General features: G+C 66.5%; 24 protein-coding genes. 15 read left to right on the top strand and 9 right to left on the bottom strand.

Annotation, left to right across the window (positions count from 1 at the left end; genetic code table 11):
- Window positions 1–52 precede the first annotated feature (52 nt).
- Complete coding sequence (locus V8686_RS16035) at window positions 53–1,084, top strand: AbrB/MazE/SpoVT family DNA-binding domain-containing protein (RefSeq protein WP_379706194.1); 1,032 nt, start codon at window positions 53–55, stop codon at window positions 1,082–1,084.
- Between the two features lie 9 nt (window positions 1,085–1,093).
- Here V8686_RS16035 and V8686_RS16030 read toward each other — a convergent pair whose 3' ends face one another.
- Window positions 1,094–2,239, bottom strand: coding sequence for an LEA/WHy family protein (locus V8686_RS16030; RefSeq protein ID WP_379706192.1), 1,146 nt, complete (start codon window positions 2,237–2,239; stop codon window positions 1,094–1,096).
- A gap of 122 nt (window positions 2,240–2,361) precedes the next feature.
- Between V8686_RS16030 and V8686_RS16025 the strand changes: the two genes are divergently transcribed.
- Window positions 2,362–3,444, top strand: coding sequence for a phytoene/squalene synthase family protein (locus tag V8686_RS16025; RefSeq protein WP_379706189.1), 1,083 nt, complete (start codon window positions 2,362–2,364; stop codon window positions 3,442–3,444).
- Here V8686_RS16025 and V8686_RS16020 read toward each other — a convergent pair.
- Window positions 3,441–3,710 (bottom strand): C2H2-type zinc finger protein, encoded by a 270-nt coding sequence (locus tag V8686_RS16020; RefSeq protein ID WP_379706186.1) that lies wholly within the window; start codon window positions 3,708–3,710, stop codon window positions 3,441–3,443. The genes V8686_RS16025 and V8686_RS16020 overlap by 4 nt on opposite strands.
- 2 nt (window positions 3,711–3,712) lie before the next feature.
- Window positions 3,713–5,122 (bottom strand): hypothetical protein, encoded by a 1,410-nt coding sequence (locus tag V8686_RS16015; RefSeq protein ID WP_379706183.1) that lies wholly within the window; start codon window positions 5,120–5,122, stop codon window positions 3,713–3,715.
- A 105-nt stretch (window positions 5,123–5,227) separates the two neighbouring features.
- On the opposite strand from V8686_RS16015, the gene V8686_RS16010 reads away from it, so the two are divergent.
- The 4 genes from V8686_RS16010 (at window position 5,228) to V8686_RS15995 (ending at window position 8,830) form a co-directional block, all read left to right on the top strand.
- Window positions 5,228–6,082 carry a cytochrome c oxidase subunit 3 gene (locus tag V8686_RS16010; RefSeq protein ID WP_379706180.1) on the top strand — a complete coding sequence of 285 codons (855 nt, stop codon included), beginning with the start codon at window positions 5,228–5,230 and terminating at the stop codon, window positions 6,080–6,082.
- Between the two features lie 69 nt (window positions 6,083–6,151).
- Window positions 6,152–6,379 carry a DUF7385 family protein gene (locus V8686_RS16005; protein WP_251329771.1) on the top strand — a complete coding sequence of 76 codons (228 nt, stop codon included), beginning with the start codon at window positions 6,152–6,154 and terminating at the stop codon, window positions 6,377–6,379.
- 84 nt (window positions 6,380–6,463) lie between these two features.
- Window positions 6,464–6,688, top strand: a complete 225-nt coding sequence (locus V8686_RS16000; RefSeq protein WP_379706177.1) for a CDGSH iron-sulfur domain-containing protein — start codon at window positions 6,464–6,466, stop codon at window positions 6,686–6,688.
- Between the two features lie 144 nt (window positions 6,689–6,832).
- The gene (locus V8686_RS15995) at window positions 6,833–8,830 is read left to right on the top strand and encodes a DUF7527 domain-containing protein (protein WP_379706174.1); all 1,998 of its coding nucleotides are present in this window, start codon (window positions 6,833–6,835) and stop codon (window positions 8,828–8,830) included.
- Here the strand turns inward: V8686_RS15995 and V8686_RS15990 are convergent.
- Complete coding sequence (locus tag V8686_RS15990; RefSeq protein ID WP_251329774.1) at window positions 8,827–9,132, bottom strand: hypothetical protein; 306 nt, start codon at window positions 9,130–9,132, stop codon at window positions 8,827–8,829. The genes V8686_RS15995 and V8686_RS15990 overlap by 4 nt on opposite strands.
- 240 nt (window positions 9,133–9,372) lie before the next feature.
- On the opposite strand from V8686_RS15990, the gene V8686_RS15985 reads away from it, so the two are divergent.
- Window positions 9,373–10,704 (top strand): adenylosuccinate synthase, encoded by a 1,332-nt coding sequence (locus V8686_RS15985; protein ID WP_379706171.1) that lies wholly within the window; start codon window positions 9,373–9,375, stop codon window positions 10,702–10,704.
- Between the two features lie 77 nt (window positions 10,705–10,781).
- Window positions 10,782–10,922 (top strand): DUF7128 family protein, encoded by a 141-nt coding sequence (locus V8686_RS15980; RefSeq protein WP_379706169.1) that lies wholly within the window; start codon window positions 10,782–10,784, stop codon window positions 10,920–10,922.
- Between the two features lie 5 nt (window positions 10,923–10,927).
- On the opposite strand, the gene V8686_RS15975 is transcribed toward V8686_RS15980, so the two are convergent.
- On the bottom strand, window positions 10,928–11,362 hold the full coding sequence (locus tag V8686_RS15975) for a DUF5796 family protein (RefSeq protein ID WP_379706166.1): 435 nt from the start codon (window positions 11,360–11,362) through the stop codon (window positions 10,928–10,930).
- Window positions 11,363–11,465: 103 nt separating this feature from the next.
- On the opposite strand from V8686_RS15975, the gene V8686_RS15970 reads away from it, so the two are divergent.
- Window positions 11,466–11,591 carry a hypothetical protein gene (locus V8686_RS15970; RefSeq protein ID WP_379706163.1) on the top strand — a complete coding sequence of 42 codons (126 nt, stop codon included), beginning with the start codon at window positions 11,466–11,468 and terminating at the stop codon, window positions 11,589–11,591.
- A gap of 18 nt (window positions 11,592–11,609) precedes the next feature.
- Here the strand turns inward: V8686_RS15970 and pan1 are convergent, their stop codons facing one another.
- On the bottom strand, window positions 11,610–12,824 hold the full coding sequence (gene pan1 / locus V8686_RS15965; protein WP_379706160.1) for a proteasome-activating nucleotidase Pan1: 1,215 nt from the start codon (window positions 12,822–12,824) through the stop codon (window positions 11,610–11,612).
- A 149-nt stretch (window positions 12,825–12,973) separates the two neighbouring features.
- On the opposite strand from pan1, the gene V8686_RS15960 reads away from it, so the two are divergent.
- Genes V8686_RS15960 through rad50 form a run of 4 tightly spaced genes read left to right on the top strand, consistent with a single transcriptional unit; the run spans window position 12,974 to window position 17,530 of the window.
- On the top strand, window positions 12,974–13,234 hold the full coding sequence (locus tag V8686_RS15960) for a MarR family transcriptional regulator (RefSeq protein ID WP_379706158.1): 261 nt from the start codon (window positions 12,974–12,976) through the stop codon (window positions 13,232–13,234).
- Between the two features lie 26 nt (window positions 13,235–13,260).
- Entirely contained in the window at window positions 13,261–13,572 is a 312-nt protein-coding gene (locus V8686_RS15955) for a hypothetical protein (RefSeq protein WP_379706156.1), read from the top strand.
- Entirely contained in the window at window positions 13,569–14,855 is a 1,287-nt protein-coding gene (gene mre11 / locus V8686_RS15950) for a DNA double-strand break repair protein Mre11 (protein WP_379706154.1), read from the top strand. The genes V8686_RS15955 and mre11 overlap by 4 nt, the downstream gene beginning before the upstream one ends.
- On the top strand, window positions 14,852–17,530 hold the full coding sequence (rad50, locus tag V8686_RS15945; protein ID WP_379706152.1) for a DNA double-strand break repair ATPase Rad50: 2,679 nt from the start codon (window positions 14,852–14,854) through the stop codon (window positions 17,528–17,530). Before mre11 ends, rad50 begins: the two co-directional genes overlap by 4 nt.
- 367 nt (window positions 17,531–17,897) lie before the next feature.
- Here rad50 and V8686_RS15940 read toward each other — a convergent pair whose 3' ends face one another.
- From V8686_RS15940 to V8686_RS15930, 3 genes are all read right to left on the bottom strand, one after another.
- Window positions 17,898–18,353, bottom strand: coding sequence for a DUF7346 family protein (locus V8686_RS15940; RefSeq protein WP_379706150.1), 456 nt, complete (start codon window positions 18,351–18,353; stop codon window positions 17,898–17,900).
- Between the two features lie 25 nt (window positions 18,354–18,378).
- Window positions 18,379–18,708, bottom strand: coding sequence for a DUF7322 domain-containing protein (locus V8686_RS15935; protein WP_379706148.1), 330 nt, complete (start codon window positions 18,706–18,708; stop codon window positions 18,379–18,381).
- Between the two features lie 184 nt (window positions 18,709–18,892).
- Window positions 18,893–19,072 carry a DUF7331 family protein gene (locus tag V8686_RS15930; RefSeq protein WP_379706649.1) on the bottom strand — a complete coding sequence of 60 codons (180 nt, stop codon included), beginning with the start codon at window positions 19,070–19,072 and terminating at the stop codon, window positions 18,893–18,895.
- A gap of 108 nt (window positions 19,073–19,180) precedes the next feature.
- Here V8686_RS15930 and V8686_RS15925 point away from each other — a divergent pair, with 108 nt between their 5' ends.
- Window positions 19,181–21,937 (top strand): DNA-directed DNA polymerase, encoded by a 2,757-nt coding sequence (locus V8686_RS15925; protein ID WP_379706145.1) that lies wholly within the window; start codon window positions 19,181–19,183, stop codon window positions 21,935–21,937.
- Between the two features lie 104 nt (window positions 21,938–22,041).
- Window positions 22,042–22,956, top strand: coding sequence for an ABC transporter ATP-binding protein (locus V8686_RS15920; protein ID WP_379706142.1), 915 nt, complete (start codon window positions 22,042–22,044; stop codon window positions 22,954–22,956).
- The last annotated feature ends 22 nt before the right edge of the window (window positions 22,957–22,978 follow it).

Below are 22,978 nucleotides of genomic sequence, written 5' to 3'. Positions count from 1 at the left end.
GGTATAATGACCCATAGTGAAGATTAAGGCCGTTGGGACAGATACGTGTGGTATGGAAACACGGAAAGTTCAACGGCTGGGGCCGTCTACGCTGGCGATGACGCTCCCGGCGGAGTGGGCGAAAGAACACAACGTCGAGAAGGGCGACGAGGTGTCGCTCCGGATGGGTGGTAAGGGCACGTTGACGGTTCTCCCGGAGTCGGCGAGCACCGAGGGCTCCTCGGCGACGATCCACGCGGACAACCTCGACTCCGGGGCACTCGAACGCGCCATCGTCGCCCAGTACGTCCTCGGCCGGCGTGTCATCCACATCCAGAAATCGGATGGGGCTCTCGACAGCGAGCATATCAACGCCGTCTACCGCGCCGAGACGCAGTTGATGGGACTCGGCGTCATCGAGGAGACGCCCGAACGGATCGCCATCCGCTGTTCGGTCGACCCCGAGGACTTCACTCTCGACAACCTCCTCGAACGCCTGGAGAACACCGGAAGCACCATGCGCGGCGAGTCGGTGAAGGCCATCGCGCACGGCAACGCGGATCTGGCCGAACGCGCCCTGAACCGGGAGCGACAGGCGAACAAAATCTTCGTCCTCCTGCTTCGCCTGATCTTCATGGCCTACCAGAACCCGAACCTCGCTCGAGCGGTCGGTCTCGAATCGGGGTTCCCGCTGATCGGCTACCGATCGGTGGCGAAGAACCTCGAACTCACGGCCGACAACGCCGAGGACATCGGCAACATCGCGCTCGACGCGAAGAACAACACGCTGGACGTCGACAGTTCGACGATGCGAAACATCCGCGAGTTCACGGATCAGGTCGACGAGATCACCGTCACGGCGGTCGAGGCGGTAGTCGAACGCGACTACGACAAGGCTATCGCGGTCGGTCGGATGTTCGAGACGATCAGCGACCGCGAGATGGAGTTGATCCGCGGGCTTCCGGACATGCCGAAAGTCGAACTCCTCCGCACCCGGGAGGTGCTGGTGAGTCTCCAGCAGACCGCGCAGTACGCCATGCGCAACGCCGAAATCGCGGCGAACCTCGCGCTCAACGAGGAGTCGGAACACGTCACCATCGAGTAGGCGTCGCCGTCACCGAATCGGTTGGGACGGTACCGTACCGGGCGGCGACCGCACGTCGAGGAGTCCGTCCTCGGTGGGCGTCGGCGTTGGGGTCGCCGTCTCCCCGTCGCCGCCGTCCAGTAGGCCGTCGTCGGTGGGCGTCGGCGTTGGGGTCGCCGTCTCCGCCCCGTTTTCGGTGGGCGTCGTCTCACCGCCGGGCGTCGGCGTGGTCGTCGCCTCGCCGTCCGTGGCCGTCCCGTTCTCGTTCCCGAAGATATCCGTTTCGATGGTCTCGGTGTAGGTCAGCGGCGCGAGCGGAATCTCGACGGTGCCGGTCGGCAGGTCGACCTGCGCCGCGAAGTCGATCCGGAGGGTGGTCTCCTGGTCGTTCTCCAGGTGGGTCACCCACCACTCGTCGATGTTGCCGTTGTCGAGAACCGTCGTCGCCCGAATGGTGCGGGTGGACTTCGGCGGGATCACCCCGTGGCCCTCGGTGGAACCGTTGCCCATCGCGACGTCGTTCATCGTCGCGTGATAGCTCAGTTCGGAGACGGGGACGAGGTAGGCGTTGGGGTTGTAGACGACAAAGCGCATGTCGATTTCCGTCGCCGAGGCGTCGACCGTGCCCCACTGAGCGCTCGTCTCCTCGATGTAGAGGACGGGAGTGCCGCCCGTCTGCTCCTCGCCGACGGGTCGCCGTTCGGTCGAGTTGAACGCGGCGACGATGTCCGTCTCGATGGTGCGGGTGACCTTCGGCGCGCCGAAGGAGGTGCCGAGCGCGGACGAGTGGACGTCGGCGTTGACGGCGAGTTCGGTCCGCTCCCCGTTGTTGAGGTGGCTCACCCACCAGGCGGGGATGCGTTCGTTCGCGAGGTAGGTGGTCATCGGCACCGTCGACGGCCCTCGGGGGACGGAGACGCTCTCCTTGACGCCGCTGGCCATGCGAATACCGTTCATGTCGATGGCGTAGTCGACGGTGAGGCCGCCGAGGCTGGCACCGACGGGGTTGGGGTTCCGGACGGCCAGGTCGCTCTCGACGACCGTCGTCGTCTCGTTGACGCCACCGAACCGGTTGTCGATTCCCGACACCGAGGGTTGGCCGAAGCCGACGACGGCGAGGCCGACGAGCAGGATCACGACGACACCGACGGCGATGACCTGCTTGATCGAAGGCATACGGCGATTCTCGGTTGGTCCCGATATACGGCTTGTGGCTCCGTTCGGGGGACGGCCGCGTGACTGCCGAAATCGCCCACGAGACTTTTTAACCCCTCGGTCGTAACCCGCAACCGCTCCGAATGTCTCGACACGCAGCCAGACCTCCCGGTGACCAACCCGACCTCGACTGGTGCCACGAGGCGGTCCAGGGTGTCTCCAGAACGTTCGCGTTGACCGTCGACGTACTCGACGAACCGATGGCGTCGTACATCTGTGTCGGCTACCTCCTCTGTCGTGTGCCCGATACCATCGAGGACGCCGACCACATCCAGCCGGCCGAACAGGCCCGCCTCCTTCGCGCGTACGACCGCGTCCTGGACCCGGCGGACGAGACGGACGCCGACGCGTTCCGCGCGGCGGTCGACGAGTGGCTTCCGGCGTCCGAAGAGCGGTCCGACGACTGGGAGGTCGTCGCCAGCACCCCGCGGATCGTCCGCACTTTTCACGGCCTTCCCGACGACGTGCGTGAGGCGGTCACGCCGCCCGCCCGCGAACTCGTCCAAGGGATGGCGATGTTCGTCGAACGCTACGCGGACGAGGGGGGGCTTCGTATCCAGTCCCGGGAGGAACTGGAGGAGTACTGTTACTACGCCGCCGGCACCGTCGGTAACCTCGTCACGAACCTGCTTGCTCGCGGCGACCTGAGCGAGGGGCGTCGCGCACGCCTCTACGACACCGCCGAGGAGTTCGGCCTCCTGCTCCAGTTGGTCAACGTCGCCAAGGACGTCTACGACGACTACACCGAGGAGGACAACGTCTACCTGCCCGCGGAGTGGCTGGCAGCCGAGGGGGTACCCCAGGAGGAAGTCGTCGCCCCGGAACACGAGTCGGGCGCGGCGGCGGTCGTCCGCCGTACCGCCCGCCACGCGCGTTCCTTCCTCGACGACGCCCAGACGTATCTGGAGACGGTCCCCACGACCGACGGCAACACGCTGGCCGCGTGGGCCATTCCCTTCCTGCTCGCCGTCGGAACCCTTCGCGAACTCCTCGCCCGCCCGGAGGACGCCCTCTCGGAGGCCGGCGTGAAGGTGTCGCGTCAGGAGGTGTTCGCCGTCGTCACGGAGATGACGGGCACCGACGCCGGCGCCCACGGGGCACTCGCGGACCTCCGCGAGGACATCGCCGGACAGCCCTACCATCGGGCGAGCGGGCAGGCCGACTAGGTGACGACCGCGTAGGTCATCAGGAACCCGAAATAAAGCGCCACGAGCGCCGCCAGCGCGAGCAACCGGAACCGCCGGAGGTCGGCTTCCTCTTTTTCACGCGCCGTCTCGAACGCCTCGCGCTCCGCCGGCGACAGGTCCGCCGGATGGTCGAGTCCACGGTGGAGCGCCAGATGTCGTTCGCGGGCGAACGGCTGGCCGCACCGCTCGCAGACGTAAGCGGTCGCGTCGGGCGGGACGTGCGTGTCGGGGTCGGATCGGGTCACGGTCACGTGGCGAGGAAGGGGGGAGCGACGTACGGTTCGGCGACGATCCAGAGGCTGAGCATGGTGTAGCCGACCATGACGGCGGTCACGCCGTACTGGCTTCGAACGGCCTGCAGGCGGGAGGGAAACAGGTCGTAGGCGATGGCGTGAGCGACCCAGACGGCCACCAGGTGGCCGAGGAGGACGAAGGCGAGTTCCAGGCCACCGAACCACGCCGGCAGGCCGGCCAGTTGCGGCGGCGACGGCGGCGGCGAGAGTGGGGCGGCGGCGACGGCGGCGAACGTCGGGCCGAGCACCAGTACCGATCCGAGGTTGTGCGCGAGATGGTAGCCGGCGGCGATGGGGAGCAAGGACGGTGCGAACCGCCGCGCGAGTTCGGTCGTGGAGAGGTAGGTGTCGGCGCGACGGCGGCCGAGCCGTGCCGCCGCGTGGTAGGCCAGATAGAACAGCGCCGCGCCGGCGAGGTAGGCACCGAGGTACGCGACGACCGGCGGGACGCCCGCACCGACGGCGGCGCTGACGCCGGCTGCCCACGGTCCGGTGGCGACGAAGCCGTCGTAGGTGGTGACAAACAGCAGGGTGACGACGAACGCCACGTCGTCGCGTCCGCCGAGCGACGTTTCGGGCAGAGCGCTCCCGGGCAGGCGAAGGCGCAGGCTGCCGTCTTCCACGCCGAGGGGAGCGACTCGTCCGTAGAGACGAAACGCCCGCGAGAGGGGGTCGACGCTCTCGAACCACCGGTCGGAACCGAAGACGACGGTGCCGGCGAGCGTCGCGACGGTGTAGGCGCCGAGGACCGACGTGAGGAGGCCCGCATCGTCCGCGAGCGGCATGGTAATCTCGGCCCACACGAGGAGGAGCAGGGCGACGACACTCGGCCAGGCTCCCAGGCGGTCCGGATACGGCCGATCGAGGGAGGGGAGGCGTTCGGAGACGGTTCGGAAGGGGTTGAGCGCCGGCCAGGTGTTTCCCAGCAGGTACGTGGAGGCGACGTAGCCGCCCCACCACGCGACCCAGACGACGAGGACGGCGAGGTTGCGGACGCCGCTTGCACCCTCGACGACGCCGACGACCAGTGTGGTAGCGAGGACGCCGACGCCGCCGACGCTCGCGAGGGCGTGGAGTACGCGTCCCGGCGTCGGCAGCGGTCGGAGCCAGTCGTGGACGGCGGCGACGAAGCGGCGGTCGGTGACGAAACTGGCGAGGAGGAACGAGACGCCGACGACGCCGCCACCCGTGAGCAAGAACAGCCACGTGGGCACCGCCACGGGGTCACGCGTCGCGCCACGGAGGCCGCCGCTGTGGGCGACGGCCCGGCCGACGCCTATCGAGAGGGCCACGCAGACGGTGAGTGTGACTCCGAGGGCGGCGTGTGGTCGTCGGAATCGGAACCACCACGAGTCCGAGGCCATCGGTCGACGGTTGGGGTGTCCCCGTGGAGTAGCTTCCGAAACCGATCGAGGTCGGTTCGACGGAAGGTGGGAGGATTTTTGGTAGTTGAATCGCAACGGGGGGGTATGAGTACGGATCACGGCGGGGACGATCACGGACATCACCTCCCGGCAGTCGAAGACTGGCCGCGGGGGTTCGGCGAGGCGAGCTGGTGGCCGTTCATCACGGCACTGGGTGGCGGGGGTATCTACCTCGCCGCCGCACTCTTCATCGTCTCGGGCGGACAGGAGTCGACGATCGACCCGATGCTCGCGCCGCTGGCGGCGGCCGCGAGCGTCGGCGCTTTCCTCCTCGGGCTGTACGGCTGGCTCTACCACGCCTTCGTCTCGGAGTTCTGGTCGCGTGGCAGTAACGAGACGAGCGCGTCGGCCCTCCGCTGGGGGATGATCGCGTTCCTCGGGTCCGAGCTCGCAACCTTCGGCGCGGTGTTCACGTACTACTTCTTCATCCGCGCAGGGACGTGGCCGCCGGGTGAACTCCCGCATCTGACCGGTTCGCTCGTCATCATCAACACGGCAATTCTGGTGGCGTCGAGTCTCACGCTCCACTGGGCACACGTCGCCATCCGAAAGAACGACCGCCGGAAGTTCGTGCTCGGCCTGCTGGCGACGCTCATCCTCGGGATCGTCTTCATCGGAGGACAGATCTACGAGTACTACGAGTTCATCGTTCACTCGAACTTCACCGTCACCTCGGGACTGTTCGGCTCGGCCTTCTTCGGGCTGACCGGACTCCACGGGCTTCACGTCTCGCTCGGTGGCGCTCTCCTCGCCATCGTCACGATTCGTGCGCTCGCAGGGCAGTACTCCGCCGAACGTCACGTCTCTGTCAGCACCGTCTCGATGTACTGGCACTTCGTCGACGTCGTCTGGATCTTCCTCGTCGTCGTGCTGTACGCCGGCGCCTCGTTCGGCGCCTGATCGGTCTCCCGTGCCGCGCGCCGGTCCCGGCGCCGTAAATTTATGTGGTCTCACGCGTCAGCTATTGATATGGAGGATTTCGAGCAGCTCGTGTCGTCGCTCACGCCTCGAGAGGAGAACGACGAAATCAAACTCTACCAGAACACCGTCTCGGTGGCGTGTCCCGTCTGTGAGGACCCGTTCGACGACCTCGTGGCGTGTAAGAAGACGGAGACCAGCCTCGAACAGATCGAACCGCTCGACATCTGTGTCACCGTCCACGAGGGCAGTCCGCTCCTGTTCACCCACAAACACTGACCCGGCGGCCGCCGTGGGTTCCCCACCGCCCGTCGTCGTCTGCAGTGCCCTCAAATTAAACCCGCAGCCCACCGATCGTCTGGTATGGCGCGGGAAGTAACCCACACCGAGACGGGACCGAAGATCATCACACCGGACGACATCGACGACGAAAAGGGCGACGTGGCGATCTGTCTGTGCGGGTTGAGCGAGCAGTATCCCTTCTGTGACGGCTCCCATCGCCGGGCCGAGGACGAGAACGCCGACGAACGGTACAAGTACGTCGACGGGGAGCGGCGGCGAATCTCCATCGACTTCGTCGACGAGTGATTCGGAGTATTGTAACTGTTCACCGGTGGTTCGCCGAGACGGGCCGGCGAACCACCGGTACTGACTTACAATAACCCGTCTGTGGCGGTGGTCCTCGCCAATTGCCGGAAAGTATTTGGCTCGCTTGGGAGCATATCCCCACAAATGGACGGCGAGATTCTCGACGCGGTGACCGAGTGGGGGACCCGTCCCGTCGCCGACGGCGTTACCGGGTTGTACGACCTCGTTGACGAGGAGTTCTCGGGGGCGGTAACCGACGGTACGGCGTGGGCGTTCGTTCTCAACGGACGCTATCTGGGGGTGTTCGACGGCGACATCGAGGATTTCGAGGATACCTCGCTGACGGCCTACACCGCGCCAGACATCTCGCTGCCGCTCCTCTACGCGATGCAGGCACGCGGCGGCCAGACCCGCGGCCAGTACTACTCGAACGAGACGTCGCTCGCCGAAATCGACGAGACGCTCTCTTCCGGAAGCTTCGTCGGCTACGTCGAACTCTCGGAGAACGTGCTCTCGGGTGACTACTACGTCGTCTACTACGGCGGGCGGTCGCTCCCCGTCGCCTACGTGGGCAACAGCCGGCGCCTCCTCACGGGCGACGAGGCGTTCGAACGCGCCGCCGACGAGGTGGGCATCTACTCCGTCGTCGACGCCGACGTCGAGGTGGTCGACCTGCCGGAACGGCCGGAACCGGCTCCCACCGACGTGGCGGCCGCCGGCTCCGCCGTCGCCGGCGACGACGCCGGCACGGACCTGGCCGACGCCGAGGACGAAGACGAGGGCGTCGGGGACGTCGCGTTCGACGACGACGAGACGGACGACGGGACGGACGCCACCGGCGGCGGTGCGGACGACGACGGGACGGACGCCACCGGCGGCGTCGCTGCGGCGGGGCCGGCGACGGCCGAGGACGGCCAGAGCGCGGACGACGCCGGCACGACGCCGGACTGGGCGACGCCCGATGTGGTCCAGTCGACCGAGTCGGCCGAATCGACCGCGGCCGAGGGCGACGGGAGTGAGGCAGCCGCCACCGACGTGGCTGGGACCGACGTCGATGCCGACGCCGAGACGGCCGCGCCGGACGAGACAGCGTCGACGGTAGACGGGGCGGACGCGGCGACGACCGACGAGGTGGTGGACTCGGCGGACGAGGTGGCGACCGACGACGCCGAGGTGTCGAGTGACGCCGAAGCGTCGAGGGGATCGGCATCCGACGACGAAATCGATCGTCTTCGGCAGGAACTCGACGCCGCCCGGGCGGCCGAGGAGGAGGCGGAGGCGGCCCGGGACCGAATCGCGAGCGAACGGGACGACTACCGAGTGGAGGTCGAACGCCTTCGGGAGCGGGTGGCCGAACTCGAGGCGAAGATCGAGCGTCTGGAGGCCGGCGAGGCGGATGCGGACGCCGCACCCGAGCGAACGCTCGCCCCGGCGGAGGCGCTCTCGGGGACGAACCTGTTCGTCCGCTACGAGGACAAGACCGGCGGGACGCTCGAACGCGCCGCCGAGGGTCGCATCGACGAGTCGACGCTGCGTGACAACCTCCGGATCGACTACCACACCGAGTTCGAGACGGCCGGGCTGTCCGTCGACGGCCAGCAGTTCGAGGCGTTCCTGCGCGGGACGCCCGAGCATCGGTTCGCGGAGTGGCTGTTGACCGCTGTGACCTACGAGATTCGGCAGACGGACACGCGGGCCGAGTTGACGAAACTGTACGAGGCCATCGAACGGGTCGACCGCATCGACCTGGACGGAACGGTCGACGTCGCGACCGACGGGGAACGAGACGACGCTACGGCGGTGTCGTTCGACGTGGTGTTCCGTGACAAGATGGGTGATCCGCTGTTCGTCGCCGCGTTCGAAGACAGTCGAGATCCGACGTCGGCGTCGGCCATCGAGTCACTTCTGGATCGCTCCCGTCGGGTGAGCGAAACGGACGAGTCACTCGCCGCAGCGTTCTTCGTGACGACGAGTTTCTTCGGTGCCGACGCGATGGAGGTCGCAGTCGACGCGACGCGCGGTGGCCTGTTCAGTCGGAGTTCCCGGCGCAGCTACGTGAAGCTCTCGCGGAAATCCGGCTTTCACCTCTGTCTGGTCGAGGCGCGAGACGAGGACTTCTTCCTGACTGTTCCGGATCTCTAGCTCTGGATCTCGGCCGTCTCCTCGATTTTCATCGAGTCGAGTTTGTCGACGATAGCGTCGATTTTCTCGTCGAGTTCGTCGACGAAGTCGGCGGTGTCCTCGGTGGTGATCGCGCCCTGGCTCGACGGCTCGATCAGGTTCTCCTCCTCGAGGACGCGAAGCGAGTACCGAACCTTGTGGTGGGGGTATCCCGTCTCGTTGGACATCTTCACGATGCCGATCGGTTCGTTTCCGATGACCATCTTCAACACCTGAAGATGGCGTTCGAGCATATCGACTTCTTTCTCGAGCCTGTCTATCATGACACTTGTTAACTTGTCGTAGCGGGTTTTAAAAGTTGCTGTGAGGCCCGGCAACCGGAAACCAACGACAATGGATCGGCAGTGAGAGTAGTTAACGGTTCGGGTCGTGGCCGGATCAACCGGCAGTTCGACCGCGAATCTCGTCGCAGCCCGTCGGCCCGCCCGTTCGGAACTTCTCGGCCGGCCAGCGTGAGCGTATCGTAATCGGTTTAGCGAGTCGGCTGGAATCCCCGGACGGACATGACTGTCACCATCGTCGGATCCCAGCTCGGAGACGAGGGCAAGGGCGCCCTCGTCGACCTATGGGGTGGGAACGCCGACATCGTGGTCCGGTATCAGGGCGGGGACAACGCCGGCCACACCGTCGTCGAGGATGGCGAGGAGTACAAGCTGTCGCTGGTGCCGAGCGGTGCCATCCGCGACAAGGTCGGCGTCCTCGGCAACGGCTGTGTCGTCAACCCGCGCACGCTGTTCGACGAACTGGACGCGCTCCGGGACCGGGGACTGGAGCCGGACGTTCGCGTCGCGCGTCGTGCTCACGTCATCATGCCGTACCATCGCGTCCTCGACGGTATCGAGGAGGAAGCAAAGAGCGACGACGACCTGGAAGCGGGTACCACGGGTCGCGGTATCGGCCCGACCTACGAGGACAAGGTGGGCCGACGCGGGATTCGCGTCGGCGACCTGCTCGACCCCGACGTCCTCCGCGACCGACTGGAGTACGTCGTGCCGCACAAGCGCGCCTTGGTCGAGGACGTGTTCGGCCTGGAGGCGGGCGAGGAGTTCGACATCGAGGCGCTCCACGAGGAGTTCGCCGAGGTCGGTCGTCGCCTCGCCGAGGAGGACATGACGGTGAACGCCGGGGACTTCCTCGGCACGAAACTCGACGCCGGTCAAAACCTGCTGTTCGAGGGTGCCCAGGGCACTTCCATCGACATCGACCACGGTATCTACCCCTACGTCACGTCCTCGAATCCCACTGCCGGCGGCGCGTCGACCGGGACGGGCGTCGGTCCGACGGTCGTCGGCCGCGGCGAAGTGGTCGGCATCGTGAAGGCGTACCTCTCCCGTGTCGGGACGGGTCCGTTGCCGACCGAACTCGACGGCGACGACGAGGGCCTGGCCGATTACATCCGCGAGAAAGGCGGCGAGTTCGGCACCGTCACCGGTCGGCCCCGGCGCATCGGGTGGCTCGACGTGCCGATGCTCCGGCACGCGGCCCGCGTGAGCGGGTTCACCGGTATCGCGGTCAACCACCTCGACGTCCTGGCCGGTCTGGACGAGGTGAAAGTCGGCGCGGCCTACGACCTCGACGGCGAGCGTCTGGAGACGATGCCCGCGACGACCGAGCGCTGGGCCGACTGTGAGCCGATCCTGAAGGAGTTCGATCCGTGGCCGGAGGTCGACTGGACCGCCGCCGCCGAGGCGGGCTACGACGCCCTCCCCGCCAACGCCCGCACGTATCTGGAGTATCTGAGCGACGAGATTGGTGCCCCCATCTACGCCGTCGGCGTCGGTCCGGACCGTGCCGAGACCATCGAACTCGCCGATCCCTTCGAGCGCGACGGATAGAGACTCCCACGTCCGCCGATTCGGCACCGCTTCGGACCGGGGCAACCGTTTTACCGCCTCCTCGCGCACGTACACCCATGGTGACCACGACCGAGCGGGACGGTATGACGTGGTACGAGTGCGAAGTCTGTGGGATGTTGTTCGACGACCGGAACGACGCCCAACAGCACGAAGAAAACTGCGACAGCGATAGCGCCGACCCCTCCTACCTGCAGTAGGTGTCCTACTCGCTCTCCGCGACCAGTTCGTACGACTCCTCTCCCCAGTCGTCCTCGACGAAGACGAACACTCGCCCGCGCGCTACCGAGAGGTCGGCCTGAATCCGACAGCGCATCCCGTCAGGGGACCCGACGGTCACGCCGGGGAAGATTTCCTCCGTCTCGCCGCCGTCGAGGACGATTCGACCGACGCCGGACGACTCTAGGATGTCCTCGTGGGTCTTGCGGTCGTTGACGTACATCATGACGCCCTCGGTCCCGTCCGGATCGGTGACGAGGACGTGCACCGCCTTGCCCGGACCGGTGGCGAGTGTCTCCCCCGCCTTCTCGGGCACACCGCGGTAGAACGTCGTTCGCCCGTCGAGATACTCCACTTCGACGCCGCTCTCCCGAAGTGTTACGGGGAGCGTACTCGGCGCCACGTCGGTACGGATGGTCATACCCGACCTACCGGACGCCCGGTCAAAAACGTCGCGTCACGCGCCGCACCCGTTCGGCCCCACCGGGGATACCGTTATGTCGTCGGCGTCGCTCCTTCGGAGCGTGTTCGAACTCGATCACCCCGTCTGGCGAACCGCCGGCGCGACCGGCGTCGCCTACGCCCTCGCGATCAGTGGCCTGTTTCTCGTACTGTTCGTCGGTCCGTACCTGCTCTTCAGACTCGCGTAAAAGGACTTGCCGCGTCGGTCAGGCGAACGCTCGCGAGACGCTGTCGTCGGTCGTCTCGGCGCTGATCTTCTCCCACGCGGACACGAAGTCGTCCATGTAGATTTCGGTCCGGTCGTCGCGGATGGCGAACATCCCGGCTTCGGTGCAGACGGCCTTGATGTCGGCGCCGGAGGCGTCGCTGGCCATCTCGGCCAGTGCCTCGAAGTCCACGTCGTCGGCGACGTTCATGTCGCGGGTGTGGATCTTGAAGATGATCTCGCGGCCCGCGTCGTCGGGTTTCGGCACCTCGATGAGGCGGTCGAACCGGCCGGGACGGAGGATCGCGGGATCGAGCATGTCGAAGCGGTTGGTCGCCGCGATGATGCGGATGTCTCCGCGCTCCTCGAAGCCGTCCATCTCGGAGAGCAGTTGCATCATCGTCCGCTGGACCTCGGCGTCGCCGGAGGTCTTCGAATCCGTCCGCTTCGAGGCGATGGCGTCGATCTCGTCGATGAACAGGACGGCGGGTTCGTTCTCGCGAGCAACCTCGAAGAGGTCGCGGACGAGTTTCGCCCCTTCGCCGATGAACTTGTGAACGAGTTCCGACCCGGCCATCTTGATGAAGGTGGCGTCGGTCTGGTTGGCGACGGCTTTCGCGAGCATCGTCTTCCCCGTCCCCGGTGGGCCGTGGAGGAGGACGCCCGACGGCGGTTCGATCCCAACCTGTTCGAACATCTCGGGGCGGTCGAGCGGCATCTCGACCGTCTCGCGGACCTCCTGCATCTGCGCTTCGAGGCCACCGATATCCTCGTATCTCACGTCCGGGCTGTGATCGACTTGCATCACGCGGGCCCGCACGTCCGTCTCCTTGTCGAGACGCTTGACGACCGAGAGTGAGTTGTTCACCGCGACCCGCGAGTCGGGTTCGAGTTCCGACCGCATCTCCTCGGTGACCTCGGTAAGGGCCTCCTGGTTGTTGCCGTGCTGTTTGATGATGACGCCCTCGTCGGTGAGTTCCTGTACCGTCGCGACGAACAGCGGCGACTGTTTGAGTTTCTTGTTTTCGTGGGTCAGTCGCTCCAGCTTCTGCTGGTACTTGTTGTTCTCCGCGTTCGCATCCAGCAGCTTGTCGCGCATCTCCTCGTTTTGCCCCTCCAGCACGTCGAGCCGTTCGCGGAGGGCCTCGATTTTGTCCTGCTGCGACGCCGCCTCCTCGTCGTACGGGAGGTCGACATCGTCCACAGTATCGGTCATTGCCCGCTTTAAGGCGCAGACTCATAAGAGACTTCGGGTGGGTGCGTTCTTCGCCGTGAGTCGCGTTCGCACGCGCACAAAATAATTACTCTAGCGAATCAACTACGATAGCAAATATTATTATCCTGTATGCGCGAGTGTGGGCCAAGATGAGTACGACCGAGGCAGTCCCTCGCGACGCGGACACGGATCGCTGGGCCGACGTGCGTGACCTCCCGCCGAGCGCGAAACTCGTCGCGAAGGTGCTCGACTACCACGAGACGCTAAGCCAGGGCCAGCTGGCCGAGGAGACGCTCCTGCCGCCGCGGACGGTGCGTTACGCCCTGACGCGACTGGAGGACGCCGGCGTCGTCGAGTCGCGGTTCTCCTTCTCGGACGCGCGCAAACGACTCTACTCGCTGAAGGTTTAAAACCGGGGAGGCGACCACACCCCGACGTGACCGACGAAGTACGCGAGGCACTCCGCCGTCTGGCGACGGAAACGACGCTCGACCCGGCCGACACCGTCGACGAAGCCGTCTCGGCGCTCGACGACGTGTGCGCCCTCGCGGCGTTCGTGGAGGACGGCGGCCCCGACAGGCTGGACCGGGCCATCGACCGGGCGGCCCGCGCCGGCGACACCGCGACTGCCCGGCGGGGACGACGCGCGCTCGGCACCATCGAGCGGTGCCGGGACGTAGCGGCGGATCACTTTCACTCCGGTCGCGGAACGGTTTTGAGTGCTGGCGATCAACCTCCGACCCGATGACACGGGTGATTCACACCGGCGACACCCACGTCGGCTACCGCCAGTATCACTCGCCGGAGCGCCGGCAGGACTTCCTCGACGCGTTCGAGGCGGTGGTCGACGACGCGGTGGCCGCCGATGTCGACGCCGTCGTCCACGCGGGCGACCTCTTTCACGACCGCCGTCCCGACCTCCCCGACCTCCTCGGCGTGCTCTCCGCGCTCCGCCGCCTCGCGGCCGCCGACGTGCCCTTCCTCGCCGTCGTCGGGAACCACGAGGCGACCCGCGGGAGCCAGTGGCTCGACCTCTTTTCGGATCTCGGCCTGGCGACCCGCCTCGACGACGAACCGACCGTCGTCGGCGACACGGCCTTCTACGGACTCGATCATGTGCCTCGATCCCGGCGCGACGAACTCGACTACGACTTCGTCCCACACGACGCCGACGCCGCGGTGCTGGTGGCTCACGGCCTGTTCACGCCCTTCCCCCACGCCGACTGGGACACGGAGACGGTGCTGTCGGCCTCGAACGTCGACTTCGACGCGATGTTGCTGGGCGACAACCACGTCCCCGACCGGGCGCAGGTCGACGGAACGTGGGTGACGTACTGTGGATCGACCGAGCGCGCCAGCGCCGACGAACGCGACGCGCGCGGCTACAACCTCGTCGAGTTCGGCGCGGACGCGGGCGGCGGCGCGACGGTCGACATCCGCCGTCGCTCGCTCGACACCCGCCCGTTCGCCTTCGTCGACGTGGAACTCGCTCCGGACGAGGGCGTCGACCGGGTGCGCGAACAGGTGCGCCAACACGACCTGGCCGACGCGGTGGCCGTGGTGTCCATCACCGGAGACGGCGACCCCGTCACCCCGGCGGCGGTTGAGGACGCCGCCGTCGAGGAGGGTGCCCTCCTCGCACGGGTCACCGACCACCGGGCAGTCGGTGGCGACGCGACGGAGACGGACGTGGACGTGGAGTTCGGTGATCCGGACGCCGCCGTCCGCGAACGCGTCCGGGAGATGGAGCTCTCCGCGACCGGCCGACGCCTCGACGAGACGGTTCGCGACGAGACACTGCCGGATTCGAACGTCCGCGACCGGGTCGCCAGCCTCGTCGCCGACGCGACGGCCGACACCGAGGACGCCGACGCGACGGCCGACACCGAGGACGCCGACGCGACGGCCGACACCGAGGACGCCGACGCGACGGCCGACACCGAGGACGCCGACGCGACGGCCGACACCGGAGGTCCCGAGAACGGGGACGGGGAGGCCGACGATCAGGTCTCCATGGGGGACTTCCTGTGAGGTTCGATCGGATTCGCCTGCGGAACTTCCGGCCCTACGCCGACGCCGATCTGGCTCTGCGCGACGGCGTGACGGTGATTCACGGATTGAACGGGAGCGGAAAGTCGTCGCTGCTGGAGGCGTGTTTCTTCGCCCTGTACGGGTCGACGGCGCTCGACGGCACACTCGACGAGGTGGTGACCAACGGCGCCGATGAGGCCGAAATCGACCTGTGGTTCACCCACGACGGGGCGGCCTACCACGTCCACCGTCGGCTCCGGCAGTCAGGCGACCGAACCTCGACGACGGAGTGTACCCTCGACGGCCCCGACGTGACCGTCGAGGGTGCCCGGGACGTGCGCGGATTCGTCGCCGACCTGCTCCGCATGGACGCCGAGGCGTTCGTCAACTGCGCCTACGTCCGTCAGGGGGAAGTGAATCAGTTGATCAACGCGTCGCCCGACCAGCGACAGGACGTGATCGACGACCTCCTGCAACTGGGTCGGCTGGAGGAGTACCGCGAGCGCGCCGCGGCCGCCCGTCTCGGCGTCGAGGACGTGCGCTCGGAGAAGCGGGGCGAACTCAACAAGGTCGAATCACAGATCGAGACCAAGGAGGGGCGAAACCTCTACGCCCGTCTCGACGACTTGGAGAGCGACCTCGCCGACGTGAACGCACGGATCGACAACTACGAACAACAGCGCGAGAAGGCCGAGCGGACGAAAAGCGAAGCGGAGGCGATTCTCGACGAACACGAGGAGAAGCGCTCGAAACTCGACGCGGTCGAGACCGATATCGCGGATCTGAAGTCGTCGATCCGTGAGGCCGAGACCGAACGCGAGGAGATCCGGGAGCGGATCCAGGACGCGCGCGAACGGATGGCGGACCTCGAAGGCGAGATCGACGGCCGCCTCGACGCGGCGGGTCTCGACGAGGCGACGGCGGCGACCGTCGAGGAGCGCCGCGCGGAGTTGACCGACCGCGAGGAGACGGTTCGTGAGGCCCGCACCGAGGCAAAGGCCTCCGTGACTGGGCTGCGGAACCAGGCGGAGAACCTCGCCGAGAAGGCGGCGGACCTGACCGACCGGGTCGAGACGGCCGAGGAGCGGGCCGCCGAGTTGCGCGAGGCGGCGACGGCAGCCGAGGAAGCGGCTGCGGACCACGAGGCGCGCGTCGAGGAACTGGACGCGGAGGCGTCGACCCTGTCGGCACGGTTCGACGACGCCCCGGTCGACCGGGGCGAGGCAGCCGACCGGCTGGAGGACCTTCGCGAGCGTCGCGGCGAGGCGCGCGAGCGGGTCGCCGAACTCGACGCCAAACACACCTCGGCGGCGGAGCGGGTCGCCGAGGCGGAGGAGCTGCTGGCGGCCGGGAAATGTCCGGAGTGTGGACAGCCCGTCGAGGACTCCCCGCACGCCGATCGGATCGAGGAGGATCGCGAACGGGTCGCGGAACTGGCAGCCGAACTGGAGGCGGCCCGCGACCGGGCTACGGACCTCGACGACCGGATCGAGACGCTCGCGGAGCTGGTCGAGGCGGAGACTCGGCTGGCCGAACTCGAGGACGAACGTGCGCGACTCGAAGACCGCGCGGCGGAGAAACGCGAAGCGGCGACCGAACGCCGCGAGGAAGCCGTCGAGCGCGAATCGGAGGCGACCGACCTCCGCGAGCAGGCCTCGGAGACGCGGGACGTCGCGACGACGAAACGCGAGGAGGCCGCCGACGCGGAGCGGCGAGTCGAGGAACTAACCGCCGAACTGGAAACCGTCGCCGAGACGCGCGAGTGCGTCGACGCCGTCGAGGAACGACTCGACCGGATCGCGGACCTCGAAGACGACATCGATCGGCTGCGTGGAGAGGTGTCTCGTATCGAGGAGACGAACGACGAGCGGCGGGAACGGCTGGCCGAGAAGCGGGACCGCCGCGACGAGTTGCGGGAGGCGGTCGACGAGGACGCCATCGAGGCGGCCCGGCAGAACAAGCGAAACGCCGAGGAGTATCTGGCGGATGTCGCGGCGGAACTCGATCGGCTGGCGGAGAAGCGAGACGACCTGCAGGCGAAACTCGGCGGCATCCGGAACGAAATCGAGGCGCTCGAAGCCCTCCGGGCGGAGCGCGACGCTCTCGCCGACCGCGTCGCGACCCTCGACGACCTCCACGCGGAGACCGAGCGCCTCGAAGCCATGTACGGCGACCTGCGGGCGGAACTCCGCCAGCGGAACGTCGAGACGCTCGAACGACTCCTGAACGAGACGTTCGATCTGGTCTACGGCAACGACGCCTACGCCCACCTGCGACTCGACGGCGAGTACGAACTTTCCGTCGTCCAGAAGGACGGGAGTGAACTCGACCCCACGCAGCTCTCCGGCGGTGAGCGGGCGCTGTTCAACCTCAGCCTGCGGTGTGCCATCTACCGGCTCTTGGCGGAGGGCATCGACGGCGCGGCGCCGATGCCGCCGCTCATTCTCGACGAACCGACCGTTTTCCTCGACGCCGGCCACGTCTCTCGGCTGGTGGATCTCGTCGAGGAGATGCGCGACATGGGGGTGGCACAGATCGTGATCGTCAGCCACGACGAGGAACTCGTGGGTGCGGCCGACGACCTCGTTCGTGTCGAGAAGGACCCCCGAACCAACCGATCGACGGTCTCCCGGTCGCGGCCGGCGGAGGTCGCGGTCGGCGGTTCCGACGACTAACACGAACGGGACCACACCACCCGTCGGGTTGGATCTAAACTCGATTTTTTATCCGAGGAGTAGACGCAGGAACTCACCGCTCACGGTCCGTCTCCGATTCTGGACCGCAATCTCGGTCAGGGGCCTCGTTTCGGGCTGTACTGGCGGTGAGACGGGACAGTCGGTAACCTGTCCGTCGGCGGTCGCCGTCATCGAGAACACGACGGTCCGTGAGTGGCGCTTCGGTTAACGTACGCCACCCGACAGCAGCGTGATCCGTGACTTCGACGAGGGGAACGGCCCCGAGTATCACTGCACCGTCCACGGACCGGCGCGAGTGCGTGGACGGTGTTCCTCGGAAGTGGAGTAGGGTGGGGTGGCGGTGCTACTACCGGATGTCCTCGTCTCCCTCCCGTGCCGGGCCGTCTCGCAGGTGATCGACCGCCTCGCACGTCGTTTCGGTCGCCTCGTACCCACGTTCGCCGGCGATCCGGGCCTCCGCGAGCAGGCCGGCTGCTCGGAACTCCGCGAGCAGGCCGTGCAGGTCGCTCTCGCAGAGGTCGTAGGCGTCGAGGAGCGTTCGCACGGCGAGCGGGCCGCGATCCACGAGTTCCACGAGGAGGCCGAGCGCCCGCTCGTTCGGCGTCGCAGTGAGGACCCGTCGGACGGACGCGGGCACCGCGCCGGCGGCAGTCACCAGCGGTGACGCCTCGTCGTCCACGCGCAGGTCGGCGTTCGGTACGTAGCGTTCGGTTCCGGTCTCCGGATCACGGACGAGACTCGACTCCGCCGACCGCTTCAAGAGGAGGTAGCGATCACCTTCGTCGTCCCGGACGGTTCGCATGGTCGGCGCGAGGTCGGCCGGGGAGTTAGGGGTTGCGCCCGTCGTCGTCGCCGCGGCGCTCGAACGTACGATACAGGTGGTACACACGGACGCCGGCGACCACGCCGAGTGCGGCGATGCCGCCACCGAGCCGCCACTGGCCCCGGAAGTAGATGAGCATCGGGGCGAACGTGAGACAGAACAGTGCCACGTTGGCCATGAGGACGCTCCGCCAGAACAGACTCTGAACCTCGGGATCGACGTCGCTTGGATCGGTGTTCGGCGTCGGCGCCTGCGGTGGATCGGGTCCGAGATTCGCCGCCCGCCGCTCGGCAGGGGTCTCGTCGGCGTCGTCGTCCCACGGGTCGACCGGCACGCTCTCACGGAGCGAACGTGGTAGCAAAAGCGTTCGGTTGCGTCACCACGTGGCCGTCGTAGCCTCGGTAACTCGGTGCACGCAGTCCGTCGACCGGGTGTCCGAACAGTTCCAGACGTTACGACGGGTCGGCGAGGACTCTGTCGCGTTCTCGACCCGCGGACGGCTCACCGACGACCGGTCCTCAGGCGAGATCCTGGATCGGTATCGCAGCCGACGATTCGACCCACGCGAGCGGGTTCTCGGCGTCGTAGAGCACCGTCCCGTCCTCGACTTCGTACGCCTCGACGGTGTCGATACCGTCGTGATCCGGACGGCGTTCGTCCGCACTGTCCCACCGGCCTGCGTCGACGTGGTCGGACATCGTCACGGAGTTTGGTATGAAATGACATGGTATATGTCTTTCCGTCGTGGCAGCCTTTCCGGGGGGAGAGTGGTTGGGTTTTTACCGGCCACCGCCGAAGCGAGCAGTATGGAACAGGCGGAGCTTACCGGGTCTTGGGGGACTGACGACGCCGACAGACCCGAGGCGGAGGCCGTCGCCGTCGCGGGCGATGCCGGGCAGTCGGTCGCCGAGGTGGTCGACACGGCGGAGTTGAAATTTCCCGATCCGGACGGGACGGTCGACCTCGCAGTCACCCAGATCGACTACTCGGTCGAGGGACAGGGCGCCGACGAGTACCCCGTCGTCCACGTGTTCGGCCGGACGCCGGGCGGCGACGTCGAACACGTCCGTGTCCTCGGATTCGAACCGTACTTCTACGCGCCGACGGCGAGTCTCTCCGACGACGACCTGGATCGTGACGTGATCACGCGCACCGAGACGGGCTACGAGAGCATCCGCGGCGAGGGCCTGACGAAGATCTGTACGCGCACGCCGCGGGACGTGGGCCAGATCCGGGACGAGTTCGACCACTACGAGGCGGATATCCTCTTTCCCAACCGCCTGCTGATCGACAAGGACATCGAGAGCGGCGTTCGAGTCCCCGTCCGCCGACTGGAGAGTGGGTCGATCCAGGTGCCACACGACGAACTGACCGCGGTCGACGTCCCGACCGACCTCCGGGTGAACACCTTCGACATCGAGGTGGACGACCGCTCGGGATTCCCCGAGGAGGGCGAGGAACCCATCGTCTGTCTCACCAGCCACGACTCCGGGCGCGACGAGTACGTCGCGTGGCTGTACGACGCGCCGGCGGGTGAGGCGGTGGTTCCCGACGACCTGTCGGATCACGATGCCCTCTCCGGCGACATCCGCGCCGACGTCCGCGCGTTCGACTCCGAGGCTGCGATGCTCGACGCCTTCCTCGCGTACATCGAGGAGACGGACCCCGACGTGCTCACGGGCTGGAACTTCGAGGACTTCGACGCCCCCTACCTGATTGACCGGCTCGAGGTGGTCGGCTCGCGTCCCGACGTCGACCGGAACCTGAACCCCGACCGCCTCTCGCGGATCGGCGAGGTGTGGCGCAGCGACTGGGGTGGCCCGACGATCAAGGGCCGGGTCGTCTTCGACCTGCTCTACGCCTACAAGCGCACGCAGTTCACCGAACTGGAGTCCTACCGCCTCGACGCGGTGGGCGAACAGGAACTCGGCGCGGGGAAAGAGCGGTACACCGGCGACATCGGTGACCTGTGGGAGAACGACCCCCAGCGGCTTCTGGAGTACAACCTCCGCGACGTGGAACTCTGTGTGGAACTCGACCGCAAGCGCGATATCATCTCCTTCTGGGACGAGGTGCGAACGTTCGTCGGCTGTAAACTGGAGGACGCCCCGACGCCCGGCGACGCCGTCGACGTGTACGTCCTGCACAAGGTCCACGGTGATTTCGCCCTCCCGTCGAAGGGCCGGGCCGACGCCGAGGACTACGAGGGCGGCGCCGTCTTCGACCCCATCACGGGGATCAAGGAGAACGTCAGCGTCCTCGACCTGAAGTCGCTGTATCCGATGTGCATGGTGACGATCAACGCCTCGCCGGAGACGAAGGTCGATCCGGAGACCTACGACGGCGACACCTATCACGCTCCCAACGGGACGCACTTCCGGAAGGAACCGGACGGCGTGATCCGGGAGATGGTCGACGAACTCTTGACGGAACGCGAGGCAAAGAAGGCACGACGGAACGAGAACGACCCCGAGAGCGAGGCCTACGAACAGTACGACCGACAGCAACAGGCCGTCAAGGTCATCATGAACTCCCTCTACGGTGTTCTGGGGTGGGATCGGTTCCGCCTCTACGACCGGGAGATGGGCGCGGCCGTCACCGCGACCGGCCGGGACGTCATCGAACACACCCAGACGGCCGCCAACGACGTGGGCTACGAGGTGGCCTACGGTGACACCGACAGCGTCATGCTGGAGATCGGGTCGGAGGCGGCGGTCGAGACCGTGCCCGCGGAGATTCGCGAGGCCCATCCCGACGCAAGCGAGAGCGATCTCCGACAGATCGCCGGCGCCATCGAGACGGGTTTCGAACTCGAAGAGCGAATCAACGAATCCTACGACGCGTTCGCTCGCGAGGAACTGAACGCGGCGGAGCACCGCTTCCAGATCGAGTTCGAGAAGCTCTACCGGCGGTTCTTCCAGGCCGGCAAGAAGAAACGCTACGCGGGCCACATCGTCTGGAAAGAGGGAAAACACGTCGACGACATCGACATCACGGGTTTCGAGTACAAGCGCTCGGACATCGCTCCGATCACCAAGGAGGTCCAGCGCCGCGTCATCGAGATGATCGTCACCGGCGACGACGTCGACGACGTCGAGGAGTATGTCCACGACGTCATCGAGGACTTCGAGGCGGGGAACGTCGACTTAAACGACGTGGGCATCCCCGGCGGGATCGGCAAACGGCTGACTGCCTACGACACGGACACGGCACAGGTTCGGGGGGCGAAGTACGCCAACCACCTGCTCGGCACCAACTTCCAGCGGGGGAGCAAACCCAAGCGGCTGTATCTGAAGAAGGTCCATCCGGACTTTTTCCGCCGGCTGGAAGCGGAGGAGGGGTTCGACCCCCAGACCGACGCCCTCTACGGCGAGTTCAAGCGGAATCCGGACGTCATCTGCTTCGAGTACGCCGACCAGATTCCTGATGCCTTCGAAATCGACTGGGACAAGATGCTCGAAAAGACGCTCAAAGGGCCGATTGCCCGGGTTATCGAGGCGCTCGGTCTCTCGTGGGGCGAGGTCAAGAGCGGGCAGCGACAGACGGGACTCGGCCAGTTCTGAAAGTCACATTCAGTATTCCAAAACAATAGTTTCCGCTGACGGAATTCGAAGGGGGAGAATGCGTAAGCATTATGCGTGTTACACCCCAGTCGTTCCGTAGGGAAATGGCAACACTACAGATCAACAATCTTCACGCGAAAGTCGCAGAAGAGGACGGCGAAAGTATCCTTCGCGGCGTCGACCTGGAGGTCAAGTCGGGCGAGATTCACGCTCTGATGGGACCGAACGGCTCGGGCAAGTCGACGACGGCGAAGGTAATCGCCGGCCACCCGGCCTACGAGGTAACCGACGGCGAGATCAAACTCGTCCTCGACGACGAGGACGTCGCCGACATCGACGGGGAAGTTCCCGCGGAGAAGCTCGAGTGGGATCTGCTCGACCTCGAACCAAACGAGCGCGCGGCGCTCGGCATCTTCCTCGGTTTCCAGTATCCGGCGGAAATCGAGGGCGTCACGATGACGAACTTCCTCCGACAGGCGCTCAACGCGAAGGCCGAGGAGCGCGAGGAACTGTTCGAGGACGACGAGGAGGCCGAGGCCGAAGAGGAGGACGCGGGCTACGACACTTCGCCGATGGAGGGCGAGGTCGACGACGGCGAACTCGGCGTCGCCGAGTTCCAGCAGCTTCTGAAAGAGAAGATGGAACTGCTGGACATGGACGAGAAGTTCGCCCAGCGCTATCTCAACGCCGGCTTCTCCGGCGGAGAGAAGAAACAGAACGAGGTGCTTCAGGCGGCAATCCTCGAACCGTCCGTCGCGGTGCTTGACGAAATCGACTCGGGGCTCGACATCGACCGCCTGCAGGACGTCTCCGAGGGGATCAACGCCCTCCGCGACGAGCAGGGGACGGGTATCCTCCAGATCACTCACTACCAGCGCATCCTCGACTACGTCGAGCCGGATCACGTCCACGTGATGATCGACGGAAAGATCGCAGAGAGCGGCGGTGCGGACCTGGCCAAGAAGCTCGAGGACGAGGGCTACGACTGGGTTCGCGAGCAGGTCTACGAGACAGCGTAATACGGCTGCAGCCACAACACCA

Origin of the sequence: Haloplanus litoreus (assembly GCF_045690335.1) — an archaeon.
GTDB classification, from domain to species: Archaea; Halobacteriota; Halobacteria; order Halobacteriales; family Haloferacaceae; genus Haloplanus; species Haloplanus litoreus.
The sequence above is the reverse complement of the archived record's forward strand: the minus strand, read 5'-3'. Positions and strand labels throughout refer to the sequence as shown.

Bases quoted from the DNA above. Each gene is read 5' to 3' on its own strand.
- V8686_RS15985 (WP_379706171.1), top strand. From the start codon at position 9,373: ATGACTGTCACCATCGTCGGATCCCAGCTCGGAGACGAGGGCAAGGGC.
- V8686_RS16005 (WP_251329771.1), top strand. From the start codon at position 6,152: ATGGAGGATTTCGAGCAGCTCGTGTCGTCGCTCACGCCTCGAGAGGAG.
- mre11 (WP_379706154.1), top strand. From the start codon at position 13,569: ATGACACGGGTGATTCACACCGGCGACACCCACGTCGGCTACCGCCAG.
- V8686_RS15975 (WP_379706166.1), bottom strand. From the start codon at position 11,362: ATGACCATCCGTACCGACGTGGCGCCGAGTACGCTCCCCGTAACACTT.
- V8686_RS15930 (WP_379706649.1), bottom strand. From the start codon at position 19,072: ATGTCCGACCACGTCGACGCAGGCCGGTGGGACAGTGCGGACGAACGC.
- V8686_RS15995 (WP_379706174.1), top strand. From the start codon at position 6,833: ATGGACGGCGAGATTCTCGACGCGGTGACCGAGTGGGGGACCCGTCCC.
- V8686_RS16030 (WP_379706192.1), bottom strand. From the start codon at position 2,239: ATGCCTTCGATCAAGCAGGTCATCGCCGTCGGTGTCGTCGTGATCCTG.
- V8686_RS15990 (WP_251329774.1), bottom strand. From the start codon at position 9,132: ATGATAGACAGGCTCGAGAAAGAAGTCGATATGCTCGAACGCCATCTT.
- V8686_RS15920 (WP_379706142.1), top strand. From the start codon at position 22,042: ATGGCAACACTACAGATCAACAATCTTCACGCGAAAGTCGCAGAAGAG.
- V8686_RS15940 (WP_379706150.1), bottom strand. From the start codon at position 18,353: ATGCGAACCGTCCGGGACGACGAAGGTGATCGCTACCTCCTCTTGAAG.
- V8686_RS16000 (WP_379706177.1), top strand. From the start codon at position 6,464: ATGGCGCGGGAAGTAACCCACACCGAGACGGGACCGAAGATCATCACA.
- V8686_RS15960 (WP_379706158.1), top strand. From the start codon at position 12,974: ATGAGTACGACCGAGGCAGTCCCTCGCGACGCGGACACGGATCGCTGG.
- V8686_RS16010 (WP_379706180.1), top strand. From the start codon at position 5,228: ATGAGTACGGATCACGGCGGGGACGATCACGGACATCACCTCCCGGCA.
- pan1 (WP_379706160.1), bottom strand. From the start codon at position 12,824: ATGACCGATACTGTGGACGATGTCGACCTCCCGTACGACGAGGAGGCG.
- V8686_RS16025 (WP_379706189.1), top strand. From the start codon at position 2,362: ATGTCTCGACACGCAGCCAGACCTCCCGGTGACCAACCCGACCTCGAC.
- V8686_RS16015 (WP_379706183.1), bottom strand. From the start codon at position 5,122: ATGGCCTCGGACTCGTGGTGGTTCCGATTCCGACGACCACACGCCGCC.
- V8686_RS16035 (WP_379706194.1), top strand. From the start codon at position 53: ATGGAAACACGGAAAGTTCAACGGCTGGGGCCGTCTACGCTGGCGATG.
- V8686_RS15925 (WP_379706145.1), top strand. From the start codon at position 19,181: ATGGAACAGGCGGAGCTTACCGGGTCTTGGGGGACTGACGACGCCGAC.
- V8686_RS15980 (WP_379706169.1), top strand. From the start codon at position 10,782: ATGGTGACCACGACCGAGCGGGACGGTATGACGTGGTACGAGTGCGAA.